This is a genomic window from Aquiflexum balticum DSM 16537 (assembly GCF_900176595.1).
Classification (GTDB): domain Bacteria; phylum Bacteroidota; class Bacteroidia; order Cytophagales; family Cyclobacteriaceae; genus Aquiflexum; species Aquiflexum balticum.
This window is the reverse complement of sequence record NZ_LT838813.1, coordinates 3,523,348-3,535,945: the sequence shown is the minus strand read 5'-3', so window position 1 is coordinate 3,535,945 and position 12,598 is coordinate 3,523,348. Positions and strand designations below refer to the sequence as shown.

The 12,598-nt window shown below is 40.0% G+C and carries 4 protein-coding genes and 3 CRISPR repeat arrays (1 of these 7 cut by a window edge); of the genes, 1 reads left to right on the top strand and 3 read right to left on the bottom strand.

The window, feature by feature from the left end:
• A CRISPR array of direct repeats spans positions 1-1,937; the repeat unit is 30 nt; unit sequence CCATTAATCGCACCATAGAGGAATTGAAAT; it reaches 4,934 nt to the left of the window's first position.
• 122 nt (positions 1,938-2,059) lie between these two features.
• Positions 2,060-3,580 carry an IS1634 family transposase gene (locus B9A52_RS14895; RefSeq protein ID WP_084121202.1) on the top strand — a complete coding sequence of 507 codons (1,521 nt, stop codon included), beginning with the start codon at positions 2,060-2,062 and terminating at the stop codon, positions 3,578-3,580.
• A gap of 74 nt (positions 3,581-3,654) precedes the next feature.
• A CRISPR array of direct repeats spans positions 3,655-4,277; the repeat unit is 30 nt; unit sequence CCATTAATCGCACCATAGAGGAATTGAAAT.
• Positions 4,278-4,360: 83 nt separating this feature from the next.
• Positions 4,361-4,918: a CRISPR direct-repeat array (repeat unit 30 nt; unit sequence CCATTAATCGCACCATAGAGGAATTGAAAT).
• A 372-nt stretch (positions 4,919-5,290) separates the two neighbouring features.
• Here B9A52_RS14895 and B9A52_RS14890 read toward each other — a convergent pair.
• From B9A52_RS14890 to B9A52_RS14880, 3 genes are all read right to left on the bottom strand, one after another.
• Positions 5,291-6,805, bottom strand: a complete 1,515-nt coding sequence (locus B9A52_RS14890; RefSeq protein ID WP_084121201.1) for a sulfatase — start codon at positions 6,803-6,805, stop codon at positions 5,291-5,293.
• Positions 6,806-6,932: 127 nt separating this feature from the next.
• Positions 6,933-9,752, bottom strand: a complete 2,820-nt coding sequence (locus B9A52_RS14885; RefSeq protein ID WP_172805219.1) for an alpha-L-rhamnosidase-related protein — start codon at positions 9,750-9,752, stop codon at positions 6,933-6,935.
• Positions 9,753-10,099: 347 nt separating this feature from the next.
• Complete coding sequence (locus B9A52_RS14880) at positions 10,100-12,583, bottom strand: hypothetical protein (protein ID WP_172805218.1); 2,484 nt, start codon at positions 12,581-12,583, stop codon at positions 10,100-10,102.
• Positions 12,584-12,598: the final 15 nt, after the last annotated feature.

Here is a 12,598-nt window from a genome sequence, read left to right as displayed (position 1 = left end):
CCATTAATCGCACCATAGAGGAATTGAAATTTAAGAGAAAAAATATCATTTATCCGTATCACTCAACCATTAATCGCACCATAGAGGAATTGAAATAGTGTTGGAGAAACATTAAAGATTCTTTGGCTTCCCCATTAATCGCACCATAGAGGAATTGAAATTTGCTCGACATAAGCCAAAGCCTCTGCTGCTGTCCCCATTAATCGCACCATAGAGGAATTGAAATGAAAGTAAAGCAAAATATTTAAATGAATTTGGTACGCCATTAATCGCACCATAGAGGAATTGAAATTGTAAGTTTGTCCGCACCCAATACGGCTCTTATACTCCATTAATCGCACCATAGAGGAATTGAAATAGAGTACAAAGGCATGGATATTATAATCCATTATTCCATTAATCGCACCATAGAGGAATTGAAATTTGGGGGATTGTTCTAAATAGTCTTATTGCTTCTTACCATTAATCGCACCATAGAGGAATTGAAATAAGACAAAGAAACCAATTTCATTCCTATTTGATAGACCATTAATCGCACCATAGAGGAATTGAAATCAGACAGGATGGTGTTCAATGAGAAAATGAAATACTCCATTAATCGCACCATAGAGGAATTGAAATTGAAAGAATTTGTAATGATATCCTCAGATGACCTGCCCATTAATCGCACCATAGAGGAATTGAAATTGATTGCCAGATTGACATTTGAAGATCCTGAAGAAACCATTAATCGCACCATAGAGGAATTGAAATTGTAAAGGGAATGGCAGGTGATATACAAAATTCAACCCATTAATCGCACCATAGAGGAATTGAAATAAGTCAGGTGATAAGCTGTATAAAGCTATTGACGTTCCATTAATCGCACCATAGAGGAATTGAAATAAAAGAAGTTGACAAAGCACTTGCAGACATTAACGAACCATTAATCGCACCATAGAGGAATTGAAATTTGAATAATTCACCGTATTTTGCCCGGATATTGTTCCATTAATCGCACCATAGAGGAATTGAAATTGCCAAAAGAACAGGGAATCCATAGGGTATATCCACCCATTAATCGCACCATAGAGGAATTGAAATTGTCTTTGTACGCCTGAGCCGCCATAAAAGGACTTACCATTAATCGCACCATAGAGGAATTGAAATTAGAATTATAAATTGCATCAATCCTATTGAGCCTACCATTAATCGCACCATAGAGGAATTGAAATCAGCCTACGGGCGTGCAGCTCAGGCTTACCGTGATACCATTAATCGCACCATAGAGGAATTGAAATAGGGAAAAATTCAAGGAAGTATTGCTAACTCTCAGACCATTAATCGCACCATAGAGGAATTGAAATTTCACAAGGGTAGGATCTCCCTCCCAATCGATGTTTCCATTAATCGCACCATAGAGGAATTGAAATTCGAGAAGCTTCAGGCAGAAATTGAAAGCCTGAGCACCATTAATCGCACCATAGAGGAATTGAAATACAACAGAAACGACATGCAGAAGCTCGCTCTGATCCCATTAATCGCACCATAGAGGAATTGAAATTCAATGGCCTTGGTGCGGTCATGATACTTCAATATGCCATTAATCGCACCATAGAGGAATTGAAATCCAACTCCGCAGCAGTTGATCTGGTTTTTCTCGATTCCATTAATCGCACCATAGAGGAATTGAAATTGAATGAACCAAACTCAACGGGTGGTTCCGGTTTTCCATTAATCGCACCATAGAGGAATTGAAATTGAGAGAAGTCAAGGCCATTGACGAAGAAATTGATTCCATTAATCGCACCATAGAGGAATTGAAATAGGAATGTGCAAGGATGGTTTTGCCACTTACTACACCATTAATCGCACCATAGAGGAATTGAAATAAAATGTTGGCATACTTCGGAGATCGGATCATCCAGCCATTAATCGCACCATAGAGGAATTGAAATCTGAGAAAATATGTACTCCTGTTTTGTGCGGATATGTTTTAGTTCAAAATTAAGTGATTGAAATATAGCCATTTATTTGCTTTGATTTTGTGATTTTGGGTGTCTCGGTCTATTTTTAGTTCATGTTTGTGAGACGTAAGAAGAATTCAAGTGGTAGTTTCAGCATTCAGATTATCCAGAAAGTTGGCAGGATCAATAAAGTGGTCAAGTCATTCGGGAGTTCCTTTGATGCTGTGGAGTTGGATATTCTTGAACGCCAGGCCCAGCTTGAAATTGAGAGAATTCAAGGCCAGACTTATCTGTTTTCAAATGACCGGGACAGCAGCTTAAAATCCATTCTATCGAATGTAGGCAACAACCAGATCGAATTAGTTGGTCCGGACAACATACTCGGAAGAGTTTATGAGTCAATGGGTTATCACAAAATCGGAGGCGATGATCTATTTAGGGACCTGGTTATGTCCAGGCTGGTTTATCCGGGCTCCAAGCTAAAAACAGTAGATTACCTGTCCAGATTCAAGAACAAGGAAGTCAGTGTTTATTCCATTTATCGGTATATGGACAAGATCCATAAGGAGTTCAAAGAGGATATAGAGAAAATAACATTTAAACACTTTGAGAAGATTCTGGGAGGGCATATCGGTATTGTTTTCTATGATATGACCACATTATTCTTTGAGGCCCCGGATGAAGATGATCTGCGGAAAATCGGTTATTCAAAAGATGGCAAGCATCAACACCCCCAGATAAAATTGGGGCTGTTGGTCGGTTCTGAGGGATATCCGCTTGGATATGATATTTTTGAAGGAAGTACTTATGAGGGATATACCTTGATACCTGTTCTGGAAAATATCCAAAAGAAGTTTTCCATCGGTAAACCTATAGTGATTGCAGATGCAGGCTTACTGTCCGGGGCCAATATCAAAGCACTTATCGGTCACGGTTATAAGTTTGTACTGGGCGGTAAAATCAGGAATGAGAGCAAAGAGATCAAAGATGCAATCCAGGAACTGGAAATAACCGAAGACAATCCCGGAGAAGTTAAAAAAGACGGTTATAGACTGGTTGTAAGCTTTTCTGACAAGAGACTGAAGAAGGATGCCCATAACAGAAAAAAGGGGCTTGAAAAGCTCGAGAAAAAGGTCAAAAATGGGAAAATCGACAAAAGCAGTATCAATAACAGAGGATATAACAAGTACCTCAAGCTCGAATCAGAAATCAAAGTAGCAATTGATTATTCCAAATATCAACTGGATGCCAGATGGGATGGGCTGAAAGGATATCTTACAAATACTGATATGAAAGCCAGGGAGGTTATTGATGCATACGGAAACTTGTGGCAAATAGAAAAGGCTTTCCGGATCAGCAAGACAGATATCAGAATACGGCCAATCTACCACCGAATACCGGAAAGAATACAAACACATATCTGTATCTGTTTTGTGTCTTATGCTGTATTTAAAGAAATGGAAAGACTTCTTAAAAAACGGAAAGTATCATTTTCTGCAAACAGAGCTATCGAGCTTACCAAAAACATGTACCAGATAAGGGTATTCCTTCCTGATTCTAAAACCTATACAACAGTTCCTCTCAAACCAACTCAGGAACAACAGGAACTAATCTCTGCAATCATGAAAACTTAGCTTGGGTGTCCCATCGCACAAAACAGGAGGAATTGAAATAGGAATGTGCAAGGATGGTTTTGCCACTTACTACACCATTAATCGCACCATAGAGGAATTGAAATAAAATGTTGGCATACTTCGGAGATCGGATCATCCAGCCATTAATCGCACCATAGAGGAATTGAAATCTGAGAAAATATGTACTTAGTGAATAGAAGTCCGATCCATTAATCGCACCATAGAGGAATTGAAATAACATCACCTGTATATAAAATATCCTCATTTGTCAACCATTAATCGCACCATAGAGGAATTGAAATGAGATTGAGAGCTGCAAACACTGTAGATAATTGGATCCATTAATCGCACCATAGAGGAATTGAAATAACTCTTCTGTAAGCTGTTGGGCTGCCTCCCATACTCCATTAATCGCACCATAGAGGAATTGAAATATATTCAATTATAGCCGAAGGTCTGAATGATGCAGGCCATTAATCGCACCATAGAGGAATTGAAATAAGATTACGAATATCATTTTCATCATCAACAGCAGGCCATTAATCGCACCATAGAGGAATTGAAATTTTCCAAGCGCAGAAGGAGGTTGTACGATTAATACACCATTAATCGCACCATAGAGGAATTGAAATTGCAGGAGATGCGGGCACTTGGTGACCTGGCATCGCCATTAATCGCACCATAGAGGAATTGAAATTATCTCCCGACTGTGAAGCTCTGATTCCAAATTCTCCATTAATTGAAATTATCTCCCGACTGTGAAGCTCTGATTCCAAATTCTCCATTAATCGCACCATAGAGGAATTGAAATTTGCCACATAGAAGTAGATCCTGTGTACTCGTAGTACCATTAATCGCACCATAGAGGAATTGAAATTTAAGTATGGCGGCATTTTATCCATCCTTGCGATCCCATTAATCGCACCATAGAGGAATTGAAATCAATAAAGTCGGGGGCTATGCTTTCTGGATAGTATGCCATTAATCGCACCATAGAGGAATTGAAATCGGGTTATGCGGCAAATGCCCTGCGGTCGCCGCGTTCCATTAATCGCACCATAGAGGAATTGAAATAGATTTTAGCCGCCGCCATCCACAACAAGAAAAGCGCCATTAATCGCACCATAGAGGAATTGAAATAGCGGTGATCGGGTATGAATCCGAGGCCTTCCAGATCCATTAATCGCACCATAGAGGAATTGAAATTGATACGGGGGTAGAAGTCAATGATCTGAACTTCAACCATTAATCGCACCATAGAGGAATTGAAATTTAAATGTGTACTCTCTCTTGTAAGTTCCTCCGTCTCCATTAATCGCACCATAGAGGAATTGAATTTATACTTAAAAATTAAAGAATACAGACTTATTTGGTTTAGATTTCAAATCAGCGGACGACTAAACAGATGACAAACAAGGGTTTTCATTTCAAAATAGTTTCAGAAGATGATTTCAGGTGGATGTTGGATTTGGAGGGGTAGAAACATTTTTTTGAAAAGATCAATATTGCATTAACACTTATTGCCCTGACTGATGAATTTTAAGACTTTGTCTATTTGGATAAACTGTTTCCTGAAGGAATTAAACTTTAGGATTTGAAATTGAAGGGGTTGGTGATAAACCATGGTTGATAGAAATGGAATAATGGGGAAAACTTAATTACTCCCAGAAGTCTAGATTTAACTATCAGTTTAATAATTTGAAACAAGCGTTAATCAAACTTCATTGGAACTTTTGCCCCATAAGGAATTATTTTCCCTTCCCAATAAGGCATTCCATCAATCATTTCTATCAGTCTCGTCTTACTGCCAGGTGCCGGTTTTGCACTTTTTGGCAAATAATTCGAAAGCTTATCCATTATAGGAATATATTCTTCCAATATAGCCAGATTATGCCATTCATTTTGATCATTTTTTCTGTCATAAAGTTCTCTGGAACCGTCCGCATATTGGATAAATCTCCATTCCTCAGTTACGACCACATGATTATCAGGGCCATGGGTACAGATAGCCGGAGATTCACGCCTATACCCAATATCCGTAAGGAGCGGTATAAGGGACTGTCCATCCAACCCATCTTTATTTGGTAATCCAGCAAGGGAGATCAATGTAGGATAAAGATCAAGCAGTTCCACCGGAGCATCATTTAATTTTCCTTTTTCAGGTATTCCCGGTCCTGAAAAAATAAAGGGTACCCTTGTTGATTCATGCCAAAGCGAATTTTTTCCTGTAATTCCTTTTGTGCCTAAATGGTATCCATGATCGGAAAACAACACCACAATGGTATTTTCAGTTAAGCCCTCTTTCTCCAATGTATCCAACAACCTACCTACCAACATATCGGCAAAACTTACACTTGCCAGATATGCCCGTACTTTTGGTTTCCATTGGTGGTTCATTTCGAGCCAAGCCAGTCTTGGTTCAGGAAGGTCCCAATGTAGATACCAAGAAAAAGGAGGAATGTCTTCACGGTCATCTGCCCTTGTTTCTGGTAAAAGCAGTTCCTCTTCAGGATAAAGGTCAAACCATTTTTGTGAAGCATATAAAGGTACATGCGGATGCCGAATTCCCACAGAAAGGAAAAAGGGTTTGTTTTCCGGCCTGTTTTCCAATTGTTCAATAGCCCAATCTGTGACTTTCCAATCATCTTGCAAGGAGTCACTTTCCGGATAAACTCCCCAATCAACCAAGGGGTGCCCGGTATTTTTTACAAATGGCTCTACAGGTCGGGGCAAGAAACTGCCATGAAAACCCCAAACACTGAATTCCGTTCCATTTCTTCTTTCTTCTTTTGGTGGAAAAGCATCGTGAAAGATTTTGCCCGTCGCCATGGTTTCATAACCGTTCTTCTCAAAATATTGTGGAAGCGTGACGAGGTCCTTATAAGGATCCAAGTCACGGAACCAAGGGCCCAAGGCATATATCCCGGTGGTGGTTGGTCTCAAACCTGTCAAAATACTTGATCTTGATGGGTTACATAATGGGGCTTGTACGTGGGCATTTGTAAATGCAATTCCACTTGCCGCCAATCGGTCTATATTGGGGGTCTGAACCATGGGGTGTCCTCCCAAGTACCCAACCCAATCGTTCAGATCATCAATGGCAATAAGCAAAATGTTAGGTTTTTCATTTTGGGCAGATACAGGCCCAACCGGAAGATTAAGGAATATTGCACTGAGGATGAATAATCTTGCAAATAGCTTATTCAGCAGTTGAAATGTCTTCATGGTAGTTTAGTGTTTTAATGTTTTGTTCAGCCATTTGCAAAATGAATCTTCGGTTTTGGGTCTCCATATTGGGAGGGTATGCAGATAACATGTGATCTTAAGATTGATGAATACTTTTCTTCGTTTATCACCTTGTTGAATTAAGGATTAGATTAAGTTTACCGAGTTTTCCTTTTGGTTTTACAGAAACCTTTGCTCCCGGAGGTGCTGAATAATTCAGGAAAAGGTTTTCTCCTTCAATTCTCCAATCCACTTCCACAGGTCCCAATGGATGTACCACAGTGCCTTTTGCCCATGAAAGTGTTTCAGATTGGGGTTGTATTTCAATAAGATCAGGATTGAAATCCCTAAAAAACCCCAGATTAACGCCTAAAGTCTCTGTAGCAAAGAAAAACAAAGGATGTCCGCTCCAAGCATGGCTGGAAGTACCGATATCGGAATTTACCACATCAAAATTTTCCCAAATGGTCGGCCGGTCATTGTGCAGTGCCATTGGTCCCCAATGCTTCTTAATGAAATTTTCCACTGATCCTGATTGCTCAAACCTGTATAGCAAGGCAAAAAGGTAAAAGGAACTGTATGGCGATATTTTTTCTTTTCTAGTATCCTGTCCTATGTCCAAGATTTCTTCTTTCAACCAATCGATTATTACTTCTTGATCTTTCGGTTCAGTGACCCCCATCAGTGTAGGCCAAATCGTAGAGGTAATATGCTTTTCCTGCAAGACTCCACCATCCTTGATTCCGTCAAAATAGTTCTCTTGAGAGGGATCCCAAAGCTTGGAATTTATATTTCCCTTTAGTCTGGCCGCTTCTTGGACAAATGCAGTTTTATCCTGTTGGAAACCAAAACGATCTGCCCATTCGGCCAATCTTTCTAAGCTGTAATAATAAATTGCTTCGAAGGCAGTCATCACTGCATCTTTTTTATTGATTGTTGTCCACTCAATAAATATACTCTCCGTTTTGACCAATCCATTTTCATATCTGCTTTGATATTGACCAATCAATGATTTGTAGTTTTCATAATGCTCTTTTACAAGGGCCCAATCACCTGAAAGTTTGGCATATTCATCTAAAGCAATCAGAGAAGAAAAAATATAATCCTCATGCCTGTTGGTAGCTCCCTCCCACATTTGGGAGCGATACATGTCTTGAAACAAATTCAAGGAATGTTTCACCAAACGCATATCTCCACTTACAGCCTGGGTCATTGCCATTTGAGGTATCATGTCTCCTGCATATAAGCCCCTTTCCCGGAAGGGAGTATCTGTATAAGAATCTTCGGCGCAGATCTGTAATGTCCGCCAAGAGGCTTCCCAAATTCTGTTGAGTAAAGGGTCGGAAGATGAAAATGAACCTATGGTTTGGAAAGGATACACCTGCCGGATCATTCCGACATTATCCAATCGAAAAGGAGTCTGATTATCTCTGACGGTGACTTTCAGGTAGCGGGCGCCGTATGGCTTGAAGGATTGATACCTTTTTTGATCCCCATCTGCCACAAATCTCAATCCTGCCCCCACCTGATGTCTTTTGTACAACCAGGGCAGTCCTGCCTGATTGAGTTCTTCCGAAAAACCAATATCAATGATGGTGCCCTCAGGAAAATCCCCCTCCACAAAAAACTGTCCCAACTGAATTTCCCCCATGTCAAAATAAAAACATAGTCCGGTTGGATTTTCCTTGTAAATCAGGGGCTCTAAAAATACTCCCGAAGGGAAAATAGGTTTTGCCGTATCAGCCTTCATCCAAGCCAAATCCTTTGCCGGATTGGTATTTTCTTCCCGGCTATGGGATCGCCAGTTTGAAGTGAAATTTTGTGTTATTTTGTCAATTCCAATACCCAGATCCAGCTGTTCAATTGCCTTTTCAAGATTGATTTCCAAAGGAACGAAGGAATAAAACCATTCTGTATCATCCGGTTTTTTAGAAGGTGAAACCGATAATCCAAGATTTGAGGGAAGCGAAAGGTAAAAATCCCAAGTCCCCCAGATGACCTTATTCCGAACCAATAATTCATTCCATCCCGGATTGAGGTCCAAATTAAACTCCTGCCGATGATAGCTCATATTTTCGGTTTTTTTGGGATTGATCTTATTTCCATTCAGAAAATACTCTCCCCACCACAAGCCTGCATTCACTTTTTGTTTTTTGGGAGAATAAATATAGGTGTAGACCAAGCCCGGATGACCTATTGAATATTCTTCTATATCCAAATCAGGAGCTGGTACCCTGAATGTGTAAATATCTTCTTCATTTTTGAGTGGATAAGCACCCATTAGTCTCAAAGCTCTGACATCTTCCATGGTCAGGTAAGGAATGGGTCTTGGGGCCATTTGCCCCCAATTGGCATGATTGGCAACGGGTACCGGGGTTTGCCAACCGTCGGTAGAAGTTCCTTCTGTATTCCAACCCTTATCTTTGCTCACATCCCAACTTTCTATAGGACCTTTGGCAAAAGAGAACCTTGGAGTAGTCTGGTCATAGCCGATGGATTTTTTTGCTTTCCAGGACTGAATATCAAGACTGATTTTTTCCGACCCGGCAAGAATTTCTCCCCAAAACAGCGCCGCTCCTTTATTATCAAAAAGTTGGAAGGTCTCCATTCCATTATTCATAGCCAAAACAGTGATCACATTATTCCCTTTCTTTAAAAAAGGTACCAGATCATAAGAGTCAAAATACGGATGGGTATGGAAAGATCTGACAGGCCCGAAACCCAAATAATTTCCATTGACATACAAGGCATACCTCGAATCTACATACAGGTTGAGCTCCCCTTGAAGGGCCTCTTCTTTTAGCTGAAAATCTTTTCTGAAAAACACATATTCGTTTCTTTCTCCTCCTTCTGCTCTGATCCAATAGAGTTTTTGGGGAAAAACAGACTGAGCAAAACCAATAAAGAGCAGCAAGCTTAGTAATTGGATTTTGATTCTTTGTCTCAAATTTTTAGATCTAATTAATGTTGACACTAACATTTTTTGTTTTTACTTATTAATTCACTCTAATCGGCTCCCTCATTTCATAGCGTGTCCATTCCAAAGACCAATTTGAAAGGATGAAATTGCTGGGAAGAAGGAGATTTTGAGCATGGAGACGGTGGTTATATAGTGATCTAACAATTTAATTTAAAAATCCCCAAACTCAAAAGGAGAATTTCTTGTAGGCCAATGTCTAGAGCTAAAAAGTGAGATTTGTAGATCTCAGGATATTCTAATTGTAGATAAGAGAATAAAAAACCACCGCCTCAAAGAAACAGTGGTTAAATAAAACCAATCAATCTTATGTTTTTTTATTTATATTCTAACCAGGCCGTTGCGTTGCAATTTTCATTTGATTTAAACCGGATCCATCGTGCCTGAAAACCTTCAGGAAAATCATATTTGAATATTTCTCCTTTACCAACTTTTACTTTTTTGTAAGTCATCCAAGGACCATGGCCAATTGGCTCTACTTCGATTGTAAATTCCACATCATTATTCAAGTCATGGCTGATTTCAAGGGATTTTTTATCATAGAACCCAATCAGATAAGGATCGGATGCTTGACCTTTGCTGACTTTGGAATTTTTCCATGGTCCGCCTTTTCCTGTAGGCTTGCCAAGTTTCCATAAATCATCAATTACACCAGCCCAAACTGCCGCTTTGCCATCTTTAGATTTAAAGATATTTTTGGAATTTTGGTTTGGATCAATCCCTGTCATAATTAACATTCCCCTGTATGATGCATAATCATGAATCTGAAGATTATGGGAGGATATAGGTCTGATTTTGGCGTATCCATCGGCATTTTCCGCAGGCAACTCATAAAATGTACCGTGGGCATTGAATAAGTCCCTTTCTGTAGCCACTTCTCTGCAAATCCTTAACAATCCATCGTTGGTTTTTCGGGTAAAATCTTCCTGACCCAATGGAAGTCTCCACCTTCGGTTTTTATCGTCAATAACCAAAACGGAAGATTCATCGATTTCAATTACATTTCTTGGAATGGCAAATTTGGAATTTATGAAATCACTTGTTTCAGCATCAGTTTTTGGAACAAGCTCCATTTTCTCATTCAACTCATAATACCCATTTTCATGGAAATCATTTTCACCGATTTCTCCTGCTACTACTCCAAGCGCTCTTCGATTATCACCAAGTCCGTAAAGCAATCCTCCCAAGGAAGTTTTTTCATCAATAGTTGAAATGCCATTAAAGGCTCCATTATCTCCAAATGTACTTTTGCTGTGTCCATTGTTATAGGAAAAATGAACGGTTGCTTTGGTGTTTTTATCCACTTTTACCCGGATCCATTCTCCTTTATCATTTTTGGGGAATTCAATTAGTTGGGTTTGTCCGGCAGACACTTTTTGGGATAGCAATGGTTTCCATGTCTTATCCCCATTTGTATCGACTTCAAACAAAAACTCGGTTTCGGAATTACCCTCATTAAGGATCCAAGCTGATCTATTGGCCCATCCTGCAAATAGAAAAGCTTCCGATTGGGCTCCAGCAGAAACGTTTTCTGATAGCCAAACAGCTCCGTTAGCGTCAGAAGGTCCAAGTTCATCTGGAAGACTGGTAGAAGTAAACCAAAGATTTGAATTGGATTGTCCCGGGCCTTCAATTCCACCTTTTGCTTTCCTGACATTAAGGAATTCTTTTTGGGCAGAATCATCACATCCAAACACAAGCTGGTCATTCCACCTTGTAAAATCCCCAATGACTTTCAGATAGGAAGACCTAGGCCTGATCCCCACGGAGTTTTTTGAAGAAAAGCCTTGAGGGAATTTCCAAAACATCCCATGCATGGTCATCAAGTAATCGGGATTTTCTGTAGTCCCAATATCCCTGATTCTCGGCCATTCCGTATTCCAACCATGAGCACCATCATAACTGTGGCTGGCTTTAGGCAATCTATAAAATGACCATTCTCCCGAATCTCTTACGCCAACCAATATAGATTTGTGGTCCCAACCTGTTGCCCAGATTGGGTCTTTTTCAGGATTAGGATTTCCATAAATTCCACCTGGTCCTGTCACTTCCACAAATTGCGCTCTTCGCACTGTTTTCCATTCCTTCCCGTCCCATTCAGCTAAAACCCCTGATTCAATATCAAATTGCTCCAATGCTTGTTGCCCTGATTCACCATTATTGCTATAGACCAGAACACCCTGTCCGGAATAGGCACCCTTTCCATGTGCTCCCAATAAAAGAGATCCCGGAGGATTTGAATCAGTATCATTTCCCTTTTGCCTTCCAACATTGGCATCTTCATAAAGCAGGGTAGGTTGAAGGGTATTTACATCAACTTCATAAAATCCTTCCTCCATTGTCGCAAAGTAGATTTTGCTTTCGGGATTTGTCAGGTGCCGGGCATTTCCAGTATGTCTTCCGGGCATTATTTCGTAAGGAATGGCCCTTACCACTCCCTGATTACTAATCGTATACGGCCCAATAAAAAGCTGATCTGATTCCTTATGGATCATCCGGTTTGCTGGAGTGCCACCGATGCTTTCCTCTCTGACTATTTGATTCAAATCTGTATCTATTTCATATAACTTGTCCGAAGAACCAAATGGCAAATGCGGCCCATAGGTGACTACCCAAAGTTTATCAGCCCAAGGCACTACTGCACCGGTTCCACATTCTCCCTCATCGTTGTAGTAGGCTAGATGGGGATACACTCCGCTAACATTTATCCATTTTTCTTCAATCTCCCTATTTTCTTCTCGTACCGGATTGCAGGAAACCAATACCAATCCTATTAGAACCAATAATTTCAATTCTTTCATACTATATGATTTTAT